This window comes from Altererythrobacter sp. Z27 (genome assembly GCF_052683155.1).
In genome coordinates this window covers 2,481,643-2,506,862 of record NZ_JBQYMC010000001.1, presented here as the reverse complement: position 1 = coordinate 2,506,862, position 25,220 = coordinate 2,481,643, and the positions used below count along the sequence as shown (strand labels likewise).

Annotated in this window: 17 protein-coding genes; 2 read left to right on the top strand and 15 right to left on the bottom strand. The window is 62.6% G+C overall.

The genetic code is table 11. The features are described 5' to 3' along the window. Positions 1-101 precede the first annotated feature (101 nt). Entirely contained in the window at positions 102-1,787 is a 1,686-nt protein-coding gene (locus ACUJ47_RS12185) for a class I adenylate-forming enzyme family protein (protein WP_445538657.1), read from the top strand. Between the two features lie 90 nt (positions 1,788-1,877). Here the strand turns inward: ACUJ47_RS12185 and ACUJ47_RS12180 are convergent, their stop codons facing one another. The 9 genes from ACUJ47_RS12180 to uxaC all read right to left on the bottom strand — a co-directional run bounded on the left by ACUJ47_RS12180 (position 1,878) and on the right by uxaC (position 15,361). Continuing rightward, on the bottom strand, positions 1,878-2,942 hold the full coding sequence (locus tag ACUJ47_RS12180; protein WP_445538656.1) for an acyl-CoA dehydrogenase family protein: 1,065 nt from the start codon (positions 2,940-2,942) through the stop codon (positions 1,878-1,880). Between the two features lie 15 nt (positions 2,943-2,957). Next, positions 2,958-4,166, bottom strand: coding sequence for an acyl-CoA dehydrogenase family protein (locus tag ACUJ47_RS12175; protein ID WP_445538655.1), 1,209 nt, complete (start codon positions 4,164-4,166; stop codon positions 2,958-2,960). Positions 4,167-4,369: 203 nt separating this feature from the next. Beyond that, positions 4,370-6,097, bottom strand: coding sequence for an N-acyl-D-amino-acid deacylase family protein (locus ACUJ47_RS12170; protein ID WP_445538654.1), 1,728 nt, complete (start codon positions 6,095-6,097; stop codon positions 4,370-4,372). A gap of 169 nt (positions 6,098-6,266) precedes the next feature. Next, the gene (locus tag ACUJ47_RS12165; RefSeq protein WP_445538653.1) at positions 6,267-7,256 is read right to left on the bottom strand and encodes a DUF2891 domain-containing protein; all 990 of its coding nucleotides are present in this window, start codon (positions 7,254-7,256) and stop codon (positions 6,267-6,269) included. Beyond that, on the bottom strand, positions 7,247-8,197 hold the full coding sequence (locus ACUJ47_RS12160) for a DUF979 domain-containing protein (protein WP_445538652.1): 951 nt from the start codon (positions 8,195-8,197) through the stop codon (positions 7,247-7,249). The genes ACUJ47_RS12165 and ACUJ47_RS12160 overlap by 10 nt, the downstream gene beginning before the upstream one ends. Then, positions 8,194-8,865: a DUF969 domain-containing protein gene (locus ACUJ47_RS12155; RefSeq protein ID WP_445538651.1), complete on the bottom strand. Its 672-nt coding sequence runs from the start codon at positions 8,863-8,865 to the stop codon at positions 8,194-8,196. The genes ACUJ47_RS12160 and ACUJ47_RS12155 overlap by 4 nt, the downstream gene beginning before the upstream one ends. A 3-nt stretch (positions 8,866-8,868) precedes the next feature. Continuing rightward, the gene (locus ACUJ47_RS12150) at positions 8,869-12,408 is read right to left on the bottom strand and encodes a hydantoinase B/oxoprolinase family protein (protein WP_445538650.1); all 3,540 of its coding nucleotides are present in this window, start codon (positions 12,406-12,408) and stop codon (positions 8,869-8,871) included. A gap of 173 nt (positions 12,409-12,581) precedes the next feature. Further along, complete coding sequence (locus tag ACUJ47_RS12145) at positions 12,582-13,934, bottom strand: mannitol dehydrogenase family protein (protein WP_445538649.1); 1,353 nt, start codon at positions 13,932-13,934, stop codon at positions 12,582-12,584. Between the two features lie 26 nt (positions 13,935-13,960). Then, positions 13,961-15,361 carry a glucuronate isomerase gene (uxaC, locus tag ACUJ47_RS12140; RefSeq protein ID WP_445538648.1) on the bottom strand — a complete coding sequence of 467 codons (1,401 nt, stop codon included), beginning with the start codon at positions 15,359-15,361 and terminating at the stop codon, positions 13,961-13,963. 153 nt (positions 15,362-15,514) lie between these two features. Here uxaC and ACUJ47_RS12135 point away from each other — a divergent pair, with 153 nt between their 5' ends. Beyond that, positions 15,515-17,026, top strand: coding sequence for a UxaA family hydrolase (locus ACUJ47_RS12135; RefSeq protein ID WP_445538647.1), 1,512 nt, complete (start codon positions 15,515-15,517; stop codon positions 17,024-17,026). Between the two features lie 13 nt (positions 17,027-17,039). Here ACUJ47_RS12135 and ACUJ47_RS12130 read toward each other — a convergent pair whose 3' ends face one another. The 6 genes from ACUJ47_RS12130 to ACUJ47_RS12105 all read right to left on the bottom strand — a co-directional run bounded on the left by ACUJ47_RS12130 (position 17,040) and on the right by ACUJ47_RS12105 (position 25,209). Beyond that, on the bottom strand, positions 17,040-18,323 hold the full coding sequence (locus tag ACUJ47_RS12130; protein ID WP_445538646.1) for a TRAP transporter large permease: 1,284 nt from the start codon (positions 18,321-18,323) through the stop codon (positions 17,040-17,042). Continuing rightward, positions 18,323-18,790 (bottom strand): TRAP transporter small permease, encoded by a 468-nt coding sequence (locus ACUJ47_RS12125; protein WP_445538645.1) that lies wholly within the window; start codon positions 18,788-18,790, stop codon positions 18,323-18,325. The genes ACUJ47_RS12130 and ACUJ47_RS12125 overlap by 1 nt, the downstream gene beginning before the upstream one ends. 2 nt (positions 18,791-18,792) lie before the next feature. After that, a complete protein-coding gene (locus ACUJ47_RS12120; protein WP_445538644.1) occupies positions 18,793-19,707 on the bottom strand; it encodes a TRAP transporter substrate-binding protein in 915 nt (304 codons plus the stop codon). Positions 19,708-19,822: 115 nt separating this feature from the next. After that, the gene (locus ACUJ47_RS12115; RefSeq protein ID WP_445538643.1) at positions 19,823-21,436 is read right to left on the bottom strand and encodes a family 43 glycosylhydrolase; all 1,614 of its coding nucleotides are present in this window, start codon (positions 21,434-21,436) and stop codon (positions 19,823-19,825) included. Continuing rightward, a complete protein-coding gene (locus ACUJ47_RS12110; protein ID WP_445538642.1) occupies positions 21,433-22,434 on the bottom strand; it encodes an alpha/beta hydrolase in 1,002 nt (333 codons plus the stop codon). The genes ACUJ47_RS12115 and ACUJ47_RS12110 overlap by 4 nt, the downstream gene beginning before the upstream one ends. A 33-nt stretch (positions 22,435-22,467) precedes the next feature. Beyond that, entirely contained in the window at positions 22,468-25,209 is a 2,742-nt protein-coding gene (locus tag ACUJ47_RS12105) for a TonB-dependent receptor (RefSeq protein WP_445538641.1), read from the bottom strand. Positions 25,210-25,220 lie beyond the last annotated feature (11 nt).

Below are 25,220 nucleotides of genomic sequence, written 5' to 3'. Positions count from 1 at the left end.
GGTTTGCGAAAGTCACAACGGATTGAGAGAGAGGCCAGTTGAGCGACAAAAGCAATTTGGCGACACTGTCGTTTTGGACAAAACCTGCAAGCTGGCCCGCGATGTCGCTGGACGAGATCGAGGCCACGCTGTGCGCGCCGGGCCAGCGTTTCGAAATGGAAACGGTCGAGATACGGGGTGTGCCGACCCGCGTGTGGAAGCATGCGCCCGCATCGCTGAGGGTGCTGGCCGTTCACGCCCGCAGCCACGGCCAGCGGCTGATGACGATCTATGATGATGAGCGGATCAGCTATGACGCGTGGTACCGCGCAATGGCAACGCTGGCCGCCGAACTTCAACGCCGGGGCGTGGCGAAGGGGGACCGCGTTGCGCTTGCCATGCGCAACCTTCCCGAATGGCCGGTGGCATTTTTCGCCGCGACTACCATTGGCGCGATCTGCGTGCCGCTCAACGCCTGGTGGACCGGCCCGGAACTCGCCTATGGCCTGGCCAATTCGGGCGCGACCATGCTGATCTGCGATGCCGAGCGCTGGGATCGGATCGCTCCTCACCGCTCCGAATGCCCTGACCTTCGGACGGTGCTTGTCTCGCGAGCGGATGCTCTGGAAGGGGGAGCCGAGAGGCTGGAAGGCATCATCGGCACGCCGCATGAGTGGGCGGGCCTGCCCGAAGCGACGATCCCCGATGTCGAGCTGTCGCCCGACGATCCGGCCACGATCTTCTACACGAGCGGGACCACCGGCCATCCGAAGGGCGCACTGGGCAGCCATCGCAATCTCACCACCAACATATTCTCGACCGCCTATGCCGCAGCGCGATCGGTCATGCGGCGCGGCGAGGAATTGCCCGCGCCCGCTCCAAAGGTCGGGCTGACGGTGATCCCGCTGTTCCACGTCACCGCCTGCTCGGCCGGGTTGATGGGGCAACTCTTCGCCGGGCACACAATCATCTACATGCATCGCTGGGACGCGGTGAAAGCCTTCGAGATCATCGAACGCGAGCGCGTCAATCTGGCGGGCGGCGTTCCCACGATCGCCTGGCAGATGATCGAACACCCCGATCGCGCGAAATACGACCTCTCAAGCCTTGAATCGATTTCCTATGGCGGTGCACCCGCCGCGCCCGAACTGGTGCGCGAGATCTACGAGATCTTCGGCGCAATGCCGGGAAATGGATGGGGCATGACCGAAACCATGGCCACGGTCACCAGCCATGCAGGCGAAGACTATCTCAACCGCCCCGAAAGCTGCGGGCCGCCAGTGCCGGTGAGCGACCTCAAGATCACTGACGACAAGGGCGATACCCTTCCCACAGGCGCAGTCGGCGAATTGTGGGCACGCGGGCCGCAAATCGTGGTGGGTTATTGGAACAGGCCGGAAGCCTCCGCCGAGACCTTCGTCGACGGCTGGGTCCGCACCGGCGACCTTGCCCGGCTCGACGAGGAAGGCTTCTGCTATATCGTGGACCGCGCAAAGGACATGGTGATCCGCGGGGGCGAGAACATCTATTCCTCCGAAGTGGAGAATGTCCTTTACGACCATCCGGCGGTGACCGACGCGGCGCTGATCGGGATCCCCCACAAGACGCTAGGCGAAGAGCCGGCGGCAGTGGTCCACCTCGCGCCCGGCATGTCGGCAAGCGAACGGGAACTGCAGGATTGGGTCGCTGACCGGCTGGCCAAGTTCAAGGTGCCGGTAAAGATCGTGTTCCTCAGCGAAACTCTGCCAAGGAACGCCAATGGCAAGATCCTCAAGAAGGATCTGGGGGCGCTGTTCGCAGACAGTTGAACGGGGCGAGCGCGCCTGCGGGAACGGAAATCAAGCGGGCCCGGACACATTCGCCCGAGCCCGCCCTGAAGCTGGTTTATGCCGCGCGGCTCAGTAGCCGTTGAGCCTGGCGTGGCGATCTTTCAGGAAGCCGCTGCCGCCCCAGCTCGCCTCGAGCACGCGGGCGCGCTTGAGGTAGAAGCCGACGTCATATTCGTCGGTCATCCCCACGCCGCCATGGAGCTGGACGCCTTCGCGGCTCATCAGGTGCAGCACGTCATTGGCGCGGGCCTTGGCGAGGCACGCCGCCTCGGGCACTTTGAAGCCGGTGTCGAGCGCAGTGAGGCCTGCCTCCACTGCGGTCCGCATCAGCTCAAGGTCAGTGTACAGTCCGGCCATGCGATGCTGGAGCGCCTGGAACGTGCTCAGCACCTGGTTGAACTGCACGCGCTGCTTCAAATAGGCGAGCGTGGTGTCGAACACATATTGCGCCATGCCGAGCATCTCGGCCGCAGTCAGGATGCGCGCCCGGTCGAGGATCGCCTCGGCAAGATTATCGCCGCCATCGGTAAGCTTTTCCGCTGGTGCCGAAGCGAAAGTGACTTCGGCATGATCGCGGCGGTCGACCAGTTCGCGGTCGGACACTGACACGCCCTCGCCCTTCTCGACGAGGTAGACCCCGTCGCTCGCCAGCACGACGAACAGGCCCGCCCCGTTCGCCTCGTGCACGAAGGATTTGGTGCCCGAGAGCTTGCCGCCTGAAACGCTTGCTTCGGCAACTGCGCCGCGATGCCGCGGACCTTCGTCGAAGGCCAACGTGCCGATCAGCTCGCCGCTGGCGAGTTGGGGCAGGTATTTCTCCTTCTGCGCCTGCGAACCGCCCAATGCGATCGCACTGGCGGCGAGCGACGAAGCGACCAGCGGGCTGGCGGTAAGAGTCTTGCCCAGTTCTTCGACCACCAGGCCAAGGCTCATCCAGCCGAAATCGGTGCCGCCGAATTCTTCCGGAACGATGATGCCGGTCCAGCCCATCTGGCCCATTTCGGTCCATTTCGAGGCATCGAAATCGAGGCCTGCGTCGCGCACCTTGCGCCATGCGTTGACCGGACTTTCGTTGACTGCCCATTCGCGTGCCATGTCGCGCAGCATGGACTGTTCTTCATTGAGGACTGCCATTGTCTCCGCGCTCCCTTACTGGTGATCGAGCATGCCAAGGATGCGCTTGGCGATGATGTTGTTCTGGATTTCCGTCGAGCCGCCATAAATCGTGGTGGCCTTGCCGAAGAGCCAGCCGCGGACGTGCTCCAGCTCCTTCTGCGTGAAGCCTTCGCCTTCCCAGCCGAGGCCACGGAAGCCCATGATCTCGATCAGGAGTTCGGCGCGTTGCTGCCCCAGCTTCGAACCCACGTTCTTGAGGATCGAGCTGATTTCCGACACGCCGCCCTGCGCCTTCGATTCCTCGATTGCGCGGCGAGCGGTGAGCAGGAAGGTGTTCCACGCGATCTCGTAATCGGCGATCCGCCCGCGCAAATCGGCATCTGCCAGCTGACCGTTTTCGTCGGTGCCGAGATAGTCCTTGGCGATCTTCGACAGCGGTTGCGCATTGAGCATCGCCGCGCCGCCACCCGAGATATTGGTCCGTTCGTGTTGGAGCAGGCGCTTGCCGATGGTCCAGCCCTGCCCTTCTTCGCCGACAAGGTTCTCCTTGGGCACCTGGACTTCGGTGAAAAATGTTTCGCAGAAGGGGCTCATGCCGCTGATCATCTGGATCGGCCTGACTTCGACGCCGGGCGCATCCATGTCGATCAGCAGGAAGGAAATGCCGGTGTGCTTGTCGCTGCGATCGGTGCGAACGAGGCAAAAGCACTTGTCGGCCCACTGGCCGCCGCTGGTCCAGGTCTTCTGGCCATTTACGACATAGTGATCGCCCTTGTCCTCCGCGAAGGTCTGGAGGTTCGCAAGGTCAGAACCGGCATTGGGTTCGGAATAGCCCTGGCACCAGCGAATCTCGCCGCGGCAGATCGGCGGAATATGCTCCTGCTTCTGCGCTTCATTGCCATATTCGAGCAGCGTGGGGCCGAACATCATCACGCCCATGCCGCCGATCGGGTTCCATGCACCCGCCATGGCCATTTCCTGCTCGAGCACGCGCGCCTGCTTCTTGCTGAGGCCGCCACCGCCATATTGCTTGGGCCAGGTCGGGGTGCCCCAGCCGCGGCTGCCCATTGCGACACGCCAGTTCTTCTCCGCCTCAGTTTCCTCGGTCGGACCCTCAACAGAACGCAGGGCACTGCCCTTGCCCTTCAGTTCGTCCGGGAAATTCGCCTTGAGGAAGGTCTTGACCTCCCCACGGAATGTTTCGAGGTCGTCCTCGGGCCGAGTCTCGGCTGCCGTTGCCATCGTATCTCTCCTTTTGCGTCATGGTCCCTAACCGGAGTTCGCCATGCTCGTTTGCGCGCCACCGAACTGCAAATGTGCGATTCTCATACGCGGCGCTCAAATCGCTTACACAAAAGAGCCGCGACTGGCGCAACCCCAAATTCCGATAAGGAGTGCAAGCAGGTACTTTTCAATGGAACGAGGCCTGCTTCCTGGTCCATCGCCTAGGCGGCGGCCAATTCCCCACGCCGAACAAGTCGCCCGGGAAGCGCACCCGTGTGAACCCCATCGCGATAGGTCACCTTGCCCGAAACCAGTGTAGCGACGATGCCGTCTGCCTTCTGATGCATGCGCTTGCCGCCGGCAGGCAGGTCATATTCGATGGTCGGAACATGGAGTTTTAGCGCGTCAAGGTCGATCACATTGAGGTCCGCCTTCATTCCTGCCGCGATCCGTCCGCGATCGGTCAGGCCGACCAGCGCCGCCGCATGGCTGGTGAGTTCCGCGATCGCATCAGGCAGGTCGATCCGCTCATCCGGTGCGGCATCGCGCACCCAGCGTTGCAAGTAGAAGGTCGGGAAGCTGGCATCGCAGATCAGGCCATAATGGGCGCCGCCATCGGCCAGCGCCATCACTGTGTGCGAACTCCCCAGCATCTCCCGAACCGGCTTCAGATTGCCCTGGGTGTAGTTGGCCGCAGGCAGGTAGAAGACCACATGCCCGTCATTGCCCAGCAATGCGTCGTAGGCATATTCGTCAAGCGACAGGTCAGCCGCTTCGGCGCGCGCATCGACGCGGTCCTGCTGTTGCGGTTCGTAATTCGGCTTGTCGTCCCACTGATAGGCGGCGCGGAAGGCAGCAATGAGCATCAGCGTGGTCGGATTGGTATCTTCGGGCTGCTCCGCAAGCAGCCGGGCCTTGAAGGCCGGATCGCGCATGATCGAGACGCGCTCGGCAAGCGGCAGGTGCGCGATCGCCTTGTAGCTCGGGTGACTGCTGAAATGATGCAAAGAAAGATCGAGCCCGAAGAACATCCCGACCGGGCGCGGTGCGACCTGGCCATGCATGACCAGCCCGTCGGCAGCCGCCTGCTCCAACCCCGCCAAATGGTGGCGCCAACCATCGCCCGGCTGGTTCGGCACATCGAGCAGAGTGAAGGATACTGGTCGGCCCGACTGCTCCGCCACCTGGCGCAGGATCGGAAATTCAACTTCCGCCGGTTCCGCGGGAGCGGGAATGATCTGGAACACCCCGCCATTGGCATCGTTCAGGCCGGCCGCCAGCGCGCATAGCTCATCGACATCCGAATAGAGGCTGGGCGCCAGATCACCCGCCCTTGTGCGGTGCATGACATTGCGCGAAGTGGTCACGCCAAAGGCGCCCGCTTCGATCCCTTCGGCCACAAGCTTGCGCATGGCAGCGAGATCCTCACCCGTCGGAGGTTCCTTTCGGGCTGCGCGATCGCCCATCACATATACGCGCAACGCCGAATGCGGGATCTGCGTGGCAATATCGATGTCGAGCTCACGCTGTTCGAGTGCGTTCAGGTATTCGGGGAAAGTCTCCCAGTTCCACGGCAACCCTTCGACCATCACGACTTCAGGAATGTCTTCAATCCCCTCCATCAGCTTGACGAGAGTATCGCGCTGCTCGGGACGACAAGGCGCAAACCCTACCCCGCAATTGCCCATGACGGCAGTGGTGACGCCATGCCCGGACGAAGGCGAAAGGCGGTTTTCCCAAGTAACCTGGCCATCGAAATGGGTGTGAACGTCGACGAAGCCCGGCGTGACGATCTTGCCGCCGGCATCGATCACTTCGTCGGCATCGCCGTCAATCTGGCCGACCTCCACGATCCGTCCGTCCCTTATGGCCACATCGCCGGTCTGCGGTGGCGCACCAGTTCCGTCGTGAATCGTTCCCCCTCGGATGATCAGGTCAAAATGCGCCATGCCCATTCCTTCTCGACTTTTCGAAGCTGCGTCCGCCATCGCCTGTAAATGATCCCAGATACCAACGGACACGGCAAACCGTTTCTGCCGCACCGAGCAACTTACCGCCCCTCTCCTTTCGGTTAGGCGGTGCCTGTCCGGACACGAGGGATCGGCGCCTTCGCCGCGATCATTCCTCTGCCAGCAACGCCAGAAGCGCGAAGCTCGCCAGCCAGTGTTCGCCCATATAGTCTCCCGCGACATGCGGCATCGAGGCCTCAAGGTGTAGGTCCGCAAGCGCTTCGAACTGCCCGGTGCACGGATGCGGCGCGATCTTGCGCGAGAGCTTTCGCAGGCACCACGCGCGGCTGAGGTTGAGCCCGTCGAGATGGGCGATCTTGCCGTCGCTGCGGTCGGACACGAACACCGGTTTGCACTGTTCGTCGATCCAGCCGGTGTCCAGGATCAACCCTTCCAGCCACGGCATGAATTCGTCGCGGCCCTGCACTCTGCTCATCAGCAGCGCCGCTGTGAGCACCGGGGACAGGAACTCGTCGCCGCCCGGCTCCCATCCGCGATAGTCAGATCGCGGCGCGAAAACGCGTTCGGCCCAATTCTCGATAGCCAACAGCAAGTCGGCATCGCGATGCATGGCCCATTCGTGCGCCAGCGCCAGCGCGAAACTAGTGTTGAAGTGGGTTCCCACCGTGATCGGGTAAGTGAGGACAGCAAGATAGTCGCGGAACCTCTCCGCAAAGGCCCTGGCGAGCGGCTCCAGCCGTTTGCCCCATTCGCGGTCGCCATGGCGTTCGGCTTCGTGGTGGAGATAGAGCAGCCAGGCCCAGCCATAGGGCCGCTCGAACCCGCGCGATGACGGCCGTTCGAGATAGGCAAGTTCCACGGCGAGCTTCTCTTCCGTGAAGGTTTCCTCGGCCAGCGCGGTGATCTGCTCTGCCTCCGGCATGTCAGGGTACTGCCGTCGCAGCGTGAGCAAGGTCCACCAGCCATGGACGCAGGAGTGCCAGTCGAAACTGCCGAAGAAGACCGGATGCGCCTCGCGCGGAGGCCTGACATCCGCCTCATCGGTAAAGACATGGTCGTCCTTGTACGGATAGGGCCGCGCCACATGCCCCAGCGCGATCCGGGCGAAATTGCGCGCGACATGGTCGGTCAGCTCCATATCAGGAACGCTCCGACATAGATGATCACGACGTTGCATGCCCATAGCGGGATTGCCGTTCCGACCTGCTGCCGGATCACGCCGTGCTGGTCTTTCAGTTCAAGCAGCGCGGCTGGCACGATGTTGAAGTTGGCCGCCATCGGGGTCAGCAAGGTGCCGCAAAAGCCCGCCAGCATCCCGACCGCTCCGATCACGGCGGCATCTCCGCCATATTGCTCCACCAGTAGCGGGATACCGATCGCCGCTGCCATCACCGGGAATGCGGCGAAGGCATTGCCCATGATCATGGTGAACAGCGCCATGCCGAGCGCATAGACCAGCACCGTGAGGAAGATGCTGCCCTTGGGGATCATCCCTCCCGCCATGGTGCCGATCAGGTCGCCTACCCCCGCCAGAGCGAACAGGGCGCCCAGTGCGGCCAGCATCTGCGGCAGGATCGCCGCCCAGCCTATTGAGTCCAGCAATCGCCTCCCTTCCTGCGCGGGGGCAAGCATGGGCGGCCTCAGCCATACCATTGCCGCGACGAGCGCGATTACGACGCCCACCCCGAACAGGATCAACGTCTCGCGTCGCGCTTCGAACAGGCCGGTCTCGCCGAAAGGCGTGTAATTGTAGAGCAGCGTGCCCGCGACGGCAGTGACAGGAACGATCAGCGCAGGGAGGAACAGGCGATTGCCGAGCAGGGCCGAGAATTCGAGGCGTTCTGCAACGGTCGTGGTCGCAGGGTCGCTGCGCTTCAGCCCTCCCATGCCCGCTATCGCGACCATGGCGAGTACCAAGAGGCCATTGACGAAGTCCGAAACATGGCTGCCGAGCAGGAAGCTCGCCGCCAGCAGCGCCCAGAAGCCGGCATTGCCCCAGCGCCTGTCACGCAGACTGAGCAGCGAGCAGAAGGTGAAGAAGGCGCCCGCGAGAATATAGAGCCATTCGTAAGTGATCATCGGGCCAGCCTCCCCAATCGACGGTCAAAGGCTAGGATGCGACCGCCGTGGATCATGAAGGCGCAAATCGCGGTGGGGATCGCCCAGACGGAAAGGTGCAGCGGCGTGAGCGGGTAGCCCGCGCTTTCGAAAACGCCCTGGATGAGCAGGATCGAGGCAATCGCGAAGAAAATGTCTTCACCGAAGAACAAGCCGACATTGTCTGTGGCCGCTGCCATCGCGAGAACTTTCTGCCGCTCGCCTTCGGGAAGCGCGCCGTACGACTTTTCCGCCGCCGCCTCAGCCATGGGCGCAACCAGCGGGCGTACCGCCTGCGCATGGCCGCCAATATCCTTCATTCCCAATGCGGCCGTAAGCTGGCGGAAGAGGAGATAGATCACCAGCAGCTTACCCATGGTCGCCCCGCGCACGCCTTCGATCACTGCGCGTGCGCGTTGCTGCAAGCCATAGTGTTCCAAGAGGCCGATGACGGGCAGGATGATCCAGGTGACGCTGATGTAGCGATTGTCGTTGAATGCTTTGCCCAGAGCTTCGATCACAGATACGAGATCGAGCCCCGCAAGGACGCCCGTCGCCACCGCGGCGCCGACGACAACCAGCAACGGATTGAAGCGCAGGGCGAACCCCAACACGACGATCGCAATGCCCAGCAACGGCCAGTAATTCATTCGCTATTTCTCCCCGAACCCGCCGCCGCCCGGCGTCAGGATGACGAACGTATCGCCCGGTTCCATGTCCACCCATGCGGTTGCCTCGAATTCTTCCCGCGATCCGTTGGCTCGCTCGACCCAATTGCGGCCCGGCTTGGCATCGCTACCTCCGCAAATGCCCCTGGGCGGCACTTTCCTGCGGTTGGCGAGGATGTTGGCGCGCATCGGCTCAAGAAAGGTAATCCGCCGCTCTACCCCGTCGCCGCCGCAATGCCTGCCTTCGCCGCCCGAACCGCGCCTGATTGCGAAGCTCTCCACCCGCACCGGCAACCGCGCCTCGAGAATCTCGGGATCGGTCAGCCGACTGTTCGTCATATGGGTCTGGACCGCACTCGTCCCGTCATGGTCAGGCCCGGCGCCCGACCCGCCGCAGATCGTCTCGTAATATTGGTGCCGGTCGTTGCCGAAGGTGAAATTGTTCATCGTCCCCTGGCTTGGCGCCAGCATGCCCGTCGCCGCAAAGAGCGTATCGGTGACCACCTGGCTGGTCTCGACATTGCCCGCCACCACCGCCGCGCCGGGGAGAGGATTGAGCATGGAGCCATGCGGAACGACCAGTTCGACCGGGCGCAGGCAACCGTCGTTCATCGGGATTGCATCGTCGATCAGCGTGCGCAGAACATAGAGCGCGGCGGCACGGGTGATCGAACGGGGTGCGTTGAAATTGTCAGGCAGTTGCTCGCTGGTTCCGGTAAAATCGAACACTGCAGAGCGCGCCGCATGATCGATCCGGATGGCCACTTTCACCGTAGCGCCATTGTCCGTCCGATAGGTGAACTGGCCATCGCGCAACCGCCCCAGCAAGCGGCGCACGCTCTCTTCGGCATTGGCCAGCACATGGTCCATATAGGCCGCGATCACTTCGCCGCTGTAATCGCCGACTGCCCCCTGCAGCAGTTCCGCGCCGCGCGTGCAGGCGGCAAGCTGCGCGCGCAGATCGGAAAGGTTGCGATCGGGATTGCGCGCAGGGAATTCCGCCGAGCCGAGCACCTCGCGCACGGCATCTTCGCGGAACGCTCCCTCATCGACCATCAGCAGATTGTCGATCATCACGCCTTCCTGCTCGATGGTGCGGCTTTCGGGCGGCATCGAACCGGGTGCAATCCCGCCAATGTCGGCATGGTGGCCGCGCGCTGCGACGAAGGCGTCGGGCGATTGGCTGTCCTCGGTATAGAATACCGGGACGATCACTGTGATGTCGGGCAGGTGGGTGCCGCCGCGAAAGGGGTCGTTGAGCACGTAGGCATCGCCGCTCCTGAAGCCGCGCCCATCGCGCATATCGCCGCGCGCCTCAATCACGCGCGCGATACTGTCGCCCATCGAGCCAAGGTGGACCGGGATGTGCGGGGCGTTGGCAATCAGCGCACCGTTTGCATCGAACAGCGCGCAGGAGAAATCGAGCCGTTCCTTGATGTTGATCGAAGTGGCGGTCGACTGGAGCACAACGCCCATTTCCTCGGCGATGGCCATGAACAGGTTGTTGAATATCTCCAGCCGAACGGGATCGACCTCGGTGCCGAGCGCAAGGTCGCGTTCGACCGGCCTGGTCCGGGTGAGGACGAGGCTGCCTTCCTCCGCCAGTTGCGCTTGCCAGCCTTCCTCGATCGTGGTGGTCGAACCGGGATCGATCACCAATGCGGGCCCTTCGACCGTATCTCCCGTTTGCAGGCTTGCTCTTTCGACCGCGTGCCATTCTCCGGAAGCCATGCCGCCAGTGGCGATCGGCTCGGCAATCGCTTCGGCCAGCCCGCCCGAACTGCCATTGGCCTCCACGCTCAAGGCGTCGACTATGATCCGTGCCCCTGCGTCGGAATATCCGAAGCGCTGGCGGTGTCGGCTGCGGAACATGGCATCCATCGCGGCCGGATCGTCGCATTCGACAGTCAGGATGCTGTCGCTGCCTTCGAACCGCAAACGTGCCCGGCGGTCGATCCGGATCAGGCCGCCGGCAATTCCTTGTTCGAGCAGCGCATTGCGGGCCTCGGCCTCAAGCGCCTCGAGTTCGGCCACGAAACTCTCGCCCAGCGGCCGCACGAGGCTGATTTCACGGATGGCCTTCACCGGTGCCAGGCCGATGCCATAGGCAGAGAGCATACCCGCCAGCGGATGGACCAGCACGGTTTCGATGCCGAGCTTGTCGGCGACCTTGCAGGCATGCTGGCCGCCCGCCCCGCCGAAACACGCCAGCGCATAGGTCGTGACATCGTGCCCACGCGCCACGCTGATCTTGCGGATCGCATTGGCCATGCTGTCCACTGCGATCTCAAGGAAACCTTCGGCTATCTCCGCCAGCGACCTGGGTTCGGGCAATGCCTCGGCGACTTCCTCCAGTCGGCGCCGGGACGCGGTGGGATCAAGCGGTTCGCTGCCATCGGGTCCGAAAACGCTGGGGAAGAATGCCGGGTCGATCCGGCCGAGGAAAAGGTTGCAGTCGGTTACAGTCAACGGGCCGCCCTTGCGATAGCAGGTAGGCCCGGGATCAGCCCCCGCGCTTTCGGGCCCAACGCGAAATCGCGAGCCGTCGAAGCGGCAAATCGAGCCGCCACCGGCCGCAACGGTGTGTATCTGCATCATCGGAGCCGCAACCCGCACCCCTGCCACGATGCTGTCGGCGGTCAGTTCATATTCGCCTGCGTAATGCGAAACGTCGGTGCTGGTCCCGCCCATGTCGAAGCCGATCAGCCTGTCGTATCCCAGCGGCTTTGACGCGGCGACCATGCCGACCACGCCGCCCGCCGGCCCCGACAGGATCGCATCCTTGCCGCGAAACGCGCCGACTTCGGCCAGGCCGCCATTCGATTGCATGAACCGTAGCCGCCCTGCCTCAGGCAGTTCGGCCTGGAGCGTGTCGGTATAACGGCGCAGGACCGGTGAGAGGTAGGCATCCACAACGGTCGTATCGCCGCGGGGAACGAGCTTGATCAGCGGCGCGACCTCGTGGCTGACACTGACCTGTGCGAAACCGGCCTCGCGCGCTATCCGGGCCAGGCGCTCTTCATGTGCGCGGTAATGCCAGCCATGCATCAGGACGATGGCGATGGCCTCGAAGCCGTCCTCGCGCAGCACCGCGAAGTCGCGCCGTGCCTGCTCCTCATCGAGCTCGCGCAGCACCGCGCCGTCGACGTCGATCCGCTCCTCGATCTGGACGACCCGTTCGGGCAATTGTTCGGGCAGCACGATATGGCGCGCAAAGATCGCCGGTCGCGCCTGCGTCCCGATGCGCAAGGCATCGCCGAAGCCGCGCGTGATCGCCAGCGCCAGCCGCTCTCCTTTGCGTTCGAGCAAGGCATTGGTCGCCACTGTGGTTCCGATGCGAAGTTCGGCAATCGGTCCTTCGCCATGGCGCGCCATCAGCCGCCGCACCGCTTCACTGGCGGCATCGGAATAGAAGCCGGGGTTCTGCGACAGCAGCTTGTCAGTCACTAGCTTACCGCCTGGAGTCGTCGCTACGACGTCGGTAAAAGTGCCGCCACGATCAACCGCAAAGCGCCAGGCCTTCATTCCGCTAATCTCTTTCCAGCACGGATCGCGAACTAGGCCGATGACACCATTTATGTCTAGTCTCGGGTCGAAAATCGGTCAGGACACTGAGCAGGATATTCAGGTATTTGCCACCTGAATGCAGTCAGTTAGGTTCTATTCGCCCGATTGCCTGAACGTCGAAACTTTACCAATCAGGCCGCTCCGCTCGATTGCACTGCCACACTGGCGAACGAACCATGCAAATCCTCATAGCCCGGCCAGATTGCCGGAGTGCCCTTGTCACTTCCAAAGCAACGCGCAAGCACTGCATCGCGGCCGCCAGAGCGAGCTAGTCGGCTCAATTCCTCACCACAGGGATCGTCGACAAACCTGCCATCTTTAAGATGCCACAGCCAGGCATCGAAAGCCTCGCATAGGGCCACCGGTTCCTGTCCCTTGGAGCGAAGCGCCCGCACCGTATCGAGCCAGCGCTGCGGGATCTTCTGCGTACCGTCCATCGCGATCTGGGACAGTCGATGGCGCAGGGCCGGATCGGCAAATCGCGCGAGCAGCTGGTCGGCATAGGCCGCAAGGTCCTGCCCCGAAGCAGCATTGATTGTGGGCATAGCCTCATCGCGCATCAGCCGCTCGGCGAGCGAGCACAACGCCGGATCGGCCACGGCCTCATGAACGAACTCGTGGCCTGCCCGCAGGCCGCAATAGGCAAGCAGCGAATGCGCCCCGTTCAGCATCCGCAATTTGGCGGTTTCAAAGGGCGCGACATCCTTCACCAACTGGACGCCCTGCGCTTCCCAGCGGGGGTGCGGCCCGGCAAAATCGTCCTCGATCACCCACTGGCTGAAGGCTTCGGTGAAGACGGCTGCGCGATCTTCGAGGCCCAGTCGCTCGTCGAGCGCAGCCAGGTCTTCCGCGCTCGTGCGCGGGACGATCCGATCGATCATGGTCGCTGGAACAGTGCATTCTCGGGCAAACCAATCGAGCAGCTGAGGAGCTTCGACGGCAAGCCATTTCCGCATGAGTGCTCCAAGGACGCGGCCGTTGTCGGCCAAATTGTCGCAAGAGAGCAGAGTGATACCGCAAAGGCCGCGCTGGCACCGCCGCTCAAGCCCTTCGGCGAGCAGCGGATAGAAACTGGCGCGCGCCCTCTCAAAATCGAGCGCGTCCGCCGCCCCGCGCGCATAGCCCTTTTCGGTGACTGTGAAGCTGACGATATGGCAATCAGGAGAAGCGATACGCTCCACCACCGCCTCACCTTCTTCCGGGGCATAGAGGACCTCGCTGACGGAGCCGATCAAACGGGTTGCTGAACTTTCCCCGCTGCGCTCGGTCAGTGTGTAGAGCCCGGCCTGCGGGTTCAACTGCTCGGCAACCGAACGCGATCGCAGCGATACGCCGCTTATCGCCCAGTCCCGATCACCGGCGTCCATCGCGAGATCCGTGTACCAGGCCTGATGGGCACGATGGAACGCACCGATCCCGAAGTGGACGATCCCTACCTTTTGCGCATCTCGATCATAGCGATATCGAACAATTTCCGGCGGCAAACTATTAGCCGTTTCGTGCGAAAGCCTCACAGGCGATAGGCCTTCTTGACGAGGTTGTAGGCGAGGTCGCGTGCCACCTCGGCCGCTTCCCAATCTTCCATCCGGTGCTCGGCGGCGAGCTGCGCCAGAAAGCCGCAATCGATCCTGCGCGCAACGTCGTGGCGGGCGGGGATCGAAAGGAATGCCCGCGTGTCATCATTGAAGCCGACGGTGTTGTAGAAGCCCGCCGTTTCTGTGGTCATCAGGCGGAAGCGGCGCATGCCTTCGGGGCTGTCATGGAACCACCACGCCGGGCCCAGCTTGAGGCAAGGGTAATGGCCCGCCAGCGGAGCGAGTTCGCGCGCATAGCTGCTTTCATCGAGCGTGAAGAGGATGATCGAAAGGTGCGCTTCATTGCCATAGCGGTCGAGCAGTGGCTTGAGCGCGTGCACATAGTCGGTGCGCGTCGGGATATCGGCACCCTTGTCGCGCCCGAAGCGTTCGAACAGCAGGTGGTTGTGGTTGCGGAATGATCCGGGGTGGATCTGCATGACCAACCCGTCGTCAAGGCTCATCCCGGCCATTTCGGTGAGCATCTGGGCACGGAACAGTTCGGCATCCTGCGGGCTCGCGCCGCCATGCTTCACGCGATCGAACAGGCTTTCGGCTTCAACCGCCGACAGGTTCGCGGTCGCCGCGCTCGGATGACCGTGATCGGTCGAGGTTGCCCCATGCTCGGCGAAGAAGGCGCGGCGCTTGCGATGCGCGGCGAGATAGCCCTGCCAGCTGTGGCAATCCTCGCCCGTCAGCTGCGAGAATGTGACGAGGTTCGCCGCAAATCCTTCGAACTCCGGATCGACCACCGGATCGGGGCGATAGGCCGTGACCACCCTTCCTTTCCACCCGCTGTCGCGAATGGTGCGATGATGCTCGAGCGTGTCGAGCGGGTTTTCGGTGGTCGCCAGCAGCTCGATGCCATAGCGGTCGAACAGCGCGCGGGGGCGGAATTCGTCACGCTGCAGCGCTTCGGTGATCGTGTCGAAGTAGAGATCGGCGGTCTCGCTATCGAGCCGCAGCTCAAGTCCGAACGCCTCGGCAAAGACCCAGTCGAGCCACATTCTCGAAGGCGTGCCGCGGAACAGGTGGTAATTCTCTGCAAGGATACGCCATGCGGCTCGCGGGTCGGCGGGATGCCCGCCAATGCCCAGATCCTCCAGCCTGATACCTTGCGAATAGAGCATACGAAACAGGTAGTGATCCGGCACCAGTAGAAGCTCGGCCGCATTTCCGAAGGGCGCATCGGTGGCGAACCACTCCGGATCGGTGTGGCCGTGCGGGCTGATGATCGGAAGCCCTGCAACTTCGCGATAAAGCTCCCGCGCAATCGAACGGGTTGCTGGGTCCGCCGGAAACAACCGATCGGGATGAAGTTCTAGCCGCCTCGACATCTCTCTCGCTTTCGCTTGCTTATTCCGACGCTTTGCGGCGAGCCTTGGCATTGCTGCGTTGCCCGCATTATGGTAACCGGTGTCAAAGAGTGAAATCGCACGGTTTGCGGAGCAAATCAACCTTTGCGAGAGGCGATTGGCGGCATGGAAGCCATGGATAGGAATGCACGGCCGGGATCGGCCGCACCGCTGGCCTGGAAGTCGCACGCAAGCGACAGCGTTGCCGTCGCCTTGCAGGCGCTGGCTGCCGGGCAGGACCTCGAAGTCTCGGGACAGGAGATTTCCCTCACCAACGATATTCCATCCGGCCACAAATTCGCGCTGCGCGATCATCGGAAAGGCGAGGCGGTAATCCGATATGGCGAACAGATCGGGCTTGCTACCAACTCGATCGGCACAGGCTCGCATGTCCATTCGCACAATCTCGCCACGGCACTTTCGGGCGAGCGCAATTACGCCGCGCTAGGCCATAGTAGAGTGCGCAGCGATGCGAACCCCTTGCCCAGCTGGCGAGGCTATCGGCGCAGTGACGGCCGTTTCGCCACCCGCAACGAGATCTGGCTGCTGCCGACCGTGGGCTGCGTCGCACCACTGGTCGAAATGGTCGCGCGCGAGGCTTTGATCCGCCACAAAGGCGCAATCGATGCGATAGTCGGCTTTGGGCACCCGCACGGCTGCTCGCAATTGGGCGACGATCTTGCGGGCACACGCGCCGCGCTCGCGGCGCTGTGCGACAACCCCAATGCGGGCGGCGTTGTCCTGGTGGGCCTGGGCTGCGAGTCCAACCAATTGGATGATCTGATTACGCAGGTCCCCGAGCGCAGCCGCGCCAAATTGCGGATCATGCGCGCGCAGGATCCGGGCGATGAGGCTGAGCGGGCACACGCGCTGATCGACGAGCTGGTCGAGGAACTGGCCCCGCTACAGCGAGAGGAAGCGCCTGCCTCGGCGCTTTGTGTGGGGCTCAAATGCGGCGGCTCGGATGCCTTGTCCGGACTGACCGCAAATCCCCTGCTCGGCCGTTTCAGCGAACGTGTGGCAGCGAGTGGCGGCAGGCTGGTGCTCACGGAAATTCCGGAAATCTTCGGAGCCGAAGATGCGCTCCTTTCCCGCTCCACCTCGCCGGAAGTCCTCGAAGCGGCAGCCGCACTGATCAACCGCTTCAAACGCTACTTCCTCGACCAGGGCCAGCCGGTGTCCGAGAACCCGTCACCCGGCAATATTGCGGGCGGGATCACCACGCTTGAGGAAAAGTCGCTTGGGGCAGTGCAGAAGGCGGGCAAGGCCCCGCTCGCCGATGTGATCGACTATGGCGGCGTCGCAAGTGCACGGGGGGTGACCTTGCTCGAAGCGCCGGGCAATGATGCGGTTTCCTCAACCGCCCTTGCTGCGGCAGGGGCAACGATGATCCTGTTCACCACCGGTCGCGGAACGCCGCTCGGCTTCCCTGTTCCCACAGTGAAGATCTCGTCCAACTCCCGCCTCGCCGATGCCAAGCAGGGCTGGATCGATTTCGATGCTGGACAGATGCTGGCGGGCGATCCCGATGCAGTCGCCGAGGATTTCGCGGAGCGATTGCTTGCCATCGCCAGTGGCGAACAGGCCGCCGCCGAACGCGGTGGGCATCGGGTCATCTCGCTTTGGAAACGCGGCGTCACCCTATAGCTTCGACGCATCCTTACTCGGCGAATACCCCAGGCAACCACAGCGACAGCGCCGGGATATAGGTGATCAACATCAGCGCGGCGATGAGCGTCAGGTAGAAGGGCGCGATGCTGCGAACAAGCGTGGTAACGGGAATCTTGCCTACCGCCGATCCGACGAACAGCACCGACCCGACGGGCGGGGTCACGAGCCCTATCCCAAGATTGAGCATCATGATGATCCCGAAGTGGACCGGATCGACGCCTACCCCCATCGCGACCGGGAGGAAGATCGGCGTCGTGATCACGATCAGCGGCGCCATGTCCATGAAAGTCCCCAGTGCGAGCAGCATCAAATTGATGATCAGCAGGGTCAGCAACGGGTTCTCGGTGATGAAGCCGATCAACCCGCCCAACTGCTCAGGAACTTCGAGCAGCGCCATGGCGAAACCGAAAGCCGTGGCAGCGGCGATGATGAACAGCACCATGGCTGCGGTCCGCACCGATTTTGCCGCTGCTTCCCAAAAGCCTTCCCAGCCAAGGCTGCGATAGACGAGGGTCCCCACCAGCACGGTGTAAATCACCGCAACGGCGGAACTTTCGGTCGGAGTGAAGAACCCGCTCAGGATCCCGCCCATGATGATCACCGCGGTCATCAGCCCCGGCACGGCGTAGATCGCCGCCCGCGCGAACTCCCGCCAGCCGGGGAAGCTGCCGCGCGGCAAATCGCGACGGCGCGCCACCAGCCAGGTGGTGCCCATCAGCATGAAGCCGGTCAGCAGGCCCGGGATCACGCCGGCGAGGAACAGGTCCCCGATGGAGACGCCCAAACCCGAGGCTGCCGAATAGATGATCATGTTATGCGAAGGCGGGATAAGCAGGCCCACGATCGCTGCAGTCACAGTCACATTGACTGCAAAGTCGCCGGGATAGCCCTTTTCCTTCATAAGCGGCACCATGGTCGATCCGATCGCCGAGGCGCTGGCGATGGCCGAGCCGGAGACCGCGCCGAACATCATCGATGCGCCTACGTCGACCAGGCCAAGCCCGCCGCGCACCCGCCCCATCGCAGCATCGGCGACGCGCACCAGCCGGTCCGCGATGCCCGCCCGGTACATCAAATCGCCGGCGAAGATGAAGAACGGTATCGCCATCAGCGTGAAGACGCTGATCCCTGCAGCGACCCGCTGTACCGCGACAATCGGCGGGATTCCCATCACCGCGAAGCAGGCAAGCGCCGCGCCCAGCAGCGCATAGGCAACCGGCACACCGATGATGAGCAGGAGGAAAAGCCCCCCGAACAGGACGAGCACTTCCATCAGGCGTCTTCCTCTGTGCCGCGCGGCTTGCCGTCGATGATCTGCGGCAGCGCAAACAATGCCATCAGCAGGCCCGAAATCGGCATGGGTATATAGGCGACCGAGCGGCTCACCCCGAGCGACGGCACCACGTTCTCGCGCACCAGCCAGGTCAGCTGCGCCCCGTAAACCAGCAGCACCAGGCCAAGCAGCAGGACGATTGCAGCGACTGCTCGCCGGACGGGAGCGGCGTGATCACCCATTCTTTCTTCGAGGAGAGCTATGCGGATATGAAAACCTTCGTAGACGCCTGCTGCCGCAGCGAACATGACGTACCAGATCATCAGGATAAGCGAGGCTTGCTCGGTCCAGGACGGACTCGAATCGAGCACGAACCGACCGAAGACCTGCCAGCCGATGATCGCCGCCATCGCAACCAACCCAAGCGATCCCAGCCGAACCAGCCAATGCGCAACTCTTGCCGCCATGGTCATCCCTCCTTCATCGCCAGGGTCCGTTCGACCACGGATTTTTGTTCAGGCGTGGTGATGAACTGGTCCCATACGGGCCGCATCAGTGCGGCGAAGGGCTCCTTGTCCAGCTGGTTCACCTGCACTTTCGATTGCGCGATCGTCTGTTTCGCTTCAGCGACCCTTGCGTCCCACAGCTTGCGCATTTCGGGAACGGACTGCTTCGCCGCCTCACGGACAAGTTCGCGGTCGTCGCCCGAAAGCTTTTCCCAGCTCGCCTTGCTCATCACCAGCGCTTCGGGCGTAAGCAGGTGCTCGGTCACACTGAGATAGTTGGCGACCTCATAATGCCGTGCGCTCACAAAAGAGGGCCAGTTGTTCTCCGCCCCGTCGATTACGCCCTGAGCGAGCGACTGGTAGACTTCGCCGAACGGGATCGGCACGGCATTGGCCCCCAGCGCATTGACCATCGCGACATAAAGGTCGGATGCGGGAACGCGCAGCTTGAGCCCGACCATGTCCGCGGGCGTGTAGATCGAGCGCCGCGTATTGTAGAAATTGCGCGCGCCGGAATCGTAAATGCACAATCCGATCAGCCCATGCCGATCAAGCGCGGCCAGGACTTCATCGCCCACTTCGCTGTCCACGACCCTGCGCATATGTGCGACCGAGTCAAAGATGAACGGTAGTGAAAAGGGCAATGTCATCGGCTCGATCGAGTTGAGCGGCGCAAAATTGACGCGGTTGAAATCGATACCGCCAAAGCTGGTGATCTCGAGCGTGTCGGTCTCGCTGCCAAGCTGCCCCCCGGCAAAAACCTTGATGCCGAGCCGCCCGGCGGTCTTCTCGGAAAGATAGCGCCCCATGAATTCGACCGCCTGGACCGTCGGGTAATCGGCCGGATGGGCATCGGCCCCGGTAAGTATCCCCGACATGCGCGCCTTGCATCCCGGCAAGGCAGCAGATGCTGACAATGCGACCCCCGCGCCAAGGAGTCCGCGCCTCGAAATTCGGCCGCGCAACGGCATAGTCAGATGGTCCTCCCCCATGTCAGTCGTCCAATGCCCGAAAGCGGAAATCGCGAAAACGAGCCTGACCCTTTCCGGCAGCATAGAGGCCCGGACGCAGCATGAGGAAGCCCCCTCTTACATTGTGGTGATAGCCCGAGACTTCCATTCCGCGATCGAAGCGGTACCAGGTTTGGCCGCCATCGCCGCTCGTATCGAAAGTGACGATATGCTGCCGGTTGGTCACGCGCATCCGCATGCGCGAGCCGTGCGGATTGGCCGGGCGAGCGCGCTCGATGCCATATTGATGCGTGACGAAACGTTCCTCATCGAAGCCAAGGCCGCAATAGAGCTTGTCGTCATAGAACAGTACCAGCCCGGCCTTCCCCCCGCTTGGAACCTCGATGTCGCATTCGAAGGAATAGCTGCGGTCGCCTGCGGTCAGCAGCAATGGCGAACCCGTCGACGGCGCGTCGCCCTTGGCCGCGAAGGTGAGCGTCCCGTCGCTTACGGCAATTCGCTCGGCTTCATCAGATGCCGGGCGAAAGAACGCCCACTTGCTGCCCAATTTGAGCGGAGCGGAGAAATCGTCGGACAAGCCCATGCCGTGCGGCTGCGGCGCTCCTCCGCCCGGCTTCGCCATCGGTCGCGAGAGGTCGCCGCCAGTCATTTCGAACCAGCCGTCAGCCGTGAAGCGCACGGGATCGAGCAGGCACTGACGCCCGAGCGTCCAATAGCCGTTCTCATATCCGTGATAGAGCGACCACCAGCTCCCGTCGGGAGCCTCGACCAGCGAGGCATGGCCGCGTGACCACCAGGCTTCATCGATGGAAGTCGTGCGGACCAGCGGGTTCTTCGGGTGATGTTCCCACGGTCCGTGCAACGAACGGGAACGCGCGGCGATGACCATGTGCCCCGTCGGCGGCCCGGCCGTGCCGCCCACTGCAGTCAACATGTAGTACCATTCGCCGATGCGATGGATCTTGGGGCCTTCGGGCGAGAAGCCCTCCACGATCCAGTCGCTCGGATAGCGCCACGGATCGTAGACATGTTCGACGTCACCCGCGAGCGAGAGGTTGTCATCCGCCAGCCGGACCCGATCCCCGCCCGACAGGAACAGCCAGCGGGTGCCGTCCTCGGCAATTGCATGGCAGGGATCGATGTGGTTCGGCAGCCCGAGAGGCACGGGATCGCTCCACGGCCCTTCGATATCTTCCGCCCAGCTGACGAAAATGTCATTGCGGGGCTGCGCCTTGACCGGAATGTACAGCAGGTAGCGCCCGCGATCCTTGTGGAGGCTGGGCGCCCAGACCGAGCCGATGTTGCGGTGCAGGGCAGGTTTGAGCGGGCGCCAGTTCACCAGGTCGCGCGAATGCCAGATGGTCAGCCCGGGATAAGCGTCGAAAGTCGAAAAGGTGACGTAGTAATCCTCGCCATCCTTGAGGATTGCCGGGTCGGGCCGATCGCCTGAAATGACGGGGTTGAGAAAGGTGCCATCCCCCAGATCGGGAATTCTCTGGTTGTCGAAGCCCCGAAGATACGGAAGCGCGGCCAAAGTGGGGGAAGCGGCTTCGCGCGCGGACAACCCCATGGGCATCGCGCCAGCCATGCCCAGCGCAGCAACGCCGCGAGCAAAATCCCTGCGGTGCGCCCTCATGCAAAGCCGATCGATCGCGCCCAATTGCGCCAGAGCTCGGGCCAGATCTCGACCGGCTTGCCGATCGCCTTGCGCAGGCCGAAGCCATGTCCCCCATGTTCGAACAGATGGGTTTCGACGGGAATGCTCATGGCCTTGAGCGCCTGGCGCAGCAGGATCGCATTCTCGACCGGGACGACATCGTCATCTTCGGCATGCAGGATGAAGAATGGCGGCGCATCGGCCGGAACGTTCCTGTCTGGCGAATGCGCCGCCTCGAGCGCGGAGGGAGGTGCCGCGCCCAACAGCTTCTCGCGTGAGCCCGGGTGCGCAACGCCGGGCTTCATCGAAATGACCGGATAGATCGGTGCCGCGCAGAACGGGCGAGCGCCAAGCAGGTCCGCCTCGTCGACGCTGCCATAGGTCGCCGCCGTAAACCGCGTGGCCAAGTCGGCACACAAGTGACCACCCGCCGAAAAGCCCATGGCGGCGACCCTTTCGGGGTCGATCGCAAATTCCGCATGGCGATGCCTGATCAGCCGCATCGCGCGCTGCGCATCGGAAAGGCAAACGTCGGGGCCAGCCGCCCAGCCGTCATAGGGCAGACGGTAGAACAGCACGAAAGCGGTGAACCCGCGCGCCGTCAGCCAGCGCGCCATTTCATAGCCTTCCTTGTCGACCACGACATGGTTGTAGCCGCCGCCTGGAATCAGCAGGACTGCGGCACCATTCGGCCGATCGGGCCGGAACACTGCCATGCGCGGCACAGTGAGCCCCAGTACCGCGCGATCGCTCACAAGCGCATCGGTGGATCGTTCGGTCGTCTTTTCGACCGGCGGCCGGGTGGGCATGCCGGGCGCACCCGAGGGCCATAGGTCGATTGTTTCGACAGGCTGCGGCAATCCGGGAGGAAGCGCGCTGCCCGCAGTGGGTGGCGCGGTCTGGGCCACCAGCCCGTTTGCGCCGAAAGCAGAAAGCATAAGGCCCGCGGTGAGAAGTGATCTGCGATCGCTATTCATGCCGCGGGCCTCCGTGTCAGTGCCGGTCTGGCGTCACATTTCGATGCGAACGCCAGCCATGATGATGCGCCCGAAGTGGTTGTTCTCGTAGTTCCGGCGAGCGTCCAAGTCCGCCCAACGGTAGCGATACTCGTCGGTCAGGTTGTTTCCATCCAGCGTCAGCTCGATCTTGTCAGTGACCTTGTAGCGGATCGCGGCATCGAGGTTGAAGGTGGAAGCGAAGCCTTCAAGGAAGTTGCCGTTGCCACTTGTCCCGGTGTTGTAGTCGCTGCGATAGGCGCCTGAGACGCGGATCGAGAACCGGCCATTGTCATAGTAGACCGTGCCATTGGCCGAATACTTGGACACGCCCGAGAATGACACGGTGTAGTCCTGGCCACCAAAGGTGTAGTCGGCAGAGCTGTCGACATAGGTGAAGTTGCCAAGAACCCCGAAGTCTTCCAGCGCCTCACTGAAGACCGAAAGCGGCAGGTTCAGGCCGAGTTCGAGGCCCTTGATGCTGGCGCCTTCACCATTGGTCGATGTTCGTTCCTCGAATTCACGATTGGGATCGGCCCCATCCACCACCGCGACATATGCCGGACGGCCGGGCGTGAGAATCGAGGTCGGCAATCCGCTTTCAGCATATGTGATCTGGTTGCTGACAGAAGTCGGGAAGCTCGAAATGTCCTTCTTGAACAAGGCAAGCGAAGCGATCGCACCCGGAGCGAAGTACCATTCGAGCGAAAGGTCGTAATTCCACGCCCGATAGGGCGTCAGGTACGGATTGCCGCGCGTGATGCGGAAGTTGAATTCGTCGACCGAACCGCCCGGCGTAACATTGCCAAGGGCGGGACGGGTAACGACCTTCGCAACGGCGCCGCGGATGATGAAGTTGTCGGACGGGAACAGGTTCACGTTCAGCGCCGGCAGGAAATCGTCATAGGTGCGAGTGATCGACTGATATGTAGTTCCTACATAGCCGAACGATGACTGTTTCGTATGCGCATAGCGGGCACCCACATTGCCGTTGATACGGATACCGGGATCGAGTTCGAAATCGGTCTGGATGTAGGCACCCTTCACCTTTTCGGTCACGCCCCGCTCATTGCCCAGCGCTGTCACGGCCGTCCGGTCGTAAAGGCCCAGGAAATCGGTCGTGGCAGCCAGGTCTGGAACGATCCATGAGTTGGTGTTCCCGGCCGGCTGACCTGCATCACCTAGCTTGAACAGTTCGGCGAGGTCGGGAGTTACAAATGCACCATACTGGCCCGTCGCGCAGGTAAACGCTGCACAATAGGTGCTGTCGCGTGCCGAACTGGTCGTGAAGAAATCGAACTGGCGATAGAACGGTCCAGTCGAAAATTTCAGGCCGTCGGTCGCTTCCCACTCGAGGTCGAGAGCGATCGTCTTGAACTTGTTTTCAACCTGGCTCGGGCGGTCGCGGAATTCGGCCAGCTGGAAGTTCGTCGGCTGGGTCACATCGGTAGTGAACACCAACAGCGGCGACTTCATATTGGTGTAGTCGTAGCTGTAGACCCCGTCGCGATCGTCGAAGATGATCGTCGTTTCGACCGGGATCGTGGCGTCGGACTTGGAGAAACCGCCAAGCAGCTTCGCAGTAAAGCTATCACCGATCTGCTGCTCGATACGACCCGAGATCTGGTAGAAATCGGTCTCGCTTTCGCGATGATACCGCTCGTTGCGGATCCACGCATTGGTCAGGTCAGCCGAGATGACGTTGTTATTGTCATCCATGACATAGTTCGAGATGTCGATGCTGCCTTCGTTCGAACGCAGCAGGACTTCGCCCCAATACTCGTCACGGTCTTCCTTGAAGTTCGAATAGAGCGCGTCGATCTCGATATCGGTGCTGTCGCTCGGGCGGAACTGGATGGCCGCGGTAGCGCCCAAACGCTCGCGGTCATGGTTCACCAGGCCATAGCGCGGGATGCGCGGGTGGAAGGCATCGCGTACTTCGATACAGCCCGGATCGGTAGTCGTGCTGGGGCAGGCAACGCCGTCGACCGAGCGGAACCTGGCGTTGTTGGCCCAGCGTACCGAGTTATTGCCCAGTTCGGGCGTTTCATATTTCGACCAGGCTGCCGATGCCGAGAAACCGAAGGTTTCGTCTGCATTGTTCCATGCGAACAGGCCAGCGAGGCGCGGCGCGAGATCGTCATTGAGGTCGTTGTAGCGGGCCTGCGCAGACGCGACGACTTTCGTACCTGCGCCGTAAGCAAGCGGATTGCCGGTAGTGAGGTCGATAACCGCGCCGAGCGAACCTTCGTCCAGCGCCGCAGCGGCCGTCTTGTTGACGACGATCGAGTTGAACAGTTCGGATGCGAACACGTTGAAGTCGAACGCACGATCGCGGTTGAACGAAGCACCGTCGACCGAAGTCGCGATCGTTTCCATCCCGTTGACGCGCACGCGCGTGAACTGGGCGCCGAGGCCGCGAACGGTGATCTGGCGGCCTTCGCCCGCATCGCGTTCGATCGCGACGCCGGGGATACGCTGGAGCGATTCGGCGAGGTTGGTATCGGGGAACTTGGCAATGTCCTCGGCCACGATCACGTCGACCTGGCCAATCGCTTCGCGCTTGGCAGCAACCGCCGCATTCAGCGACTGGCGGAAGCCCGAAACGATAATGACGTTTTCGTCGTTAGCGCCGTCCTGTGCGGCGACCGACTGGTCGTCGCCAGCGTCCTGTGCGAATGCGGCCTGCGGCATGAAGGCCGCCCCGCCGATCAGCAGCGCAAGCTTGTATCGCGAGACCTTACGAAAATCAGGCATTCCAACCTCCC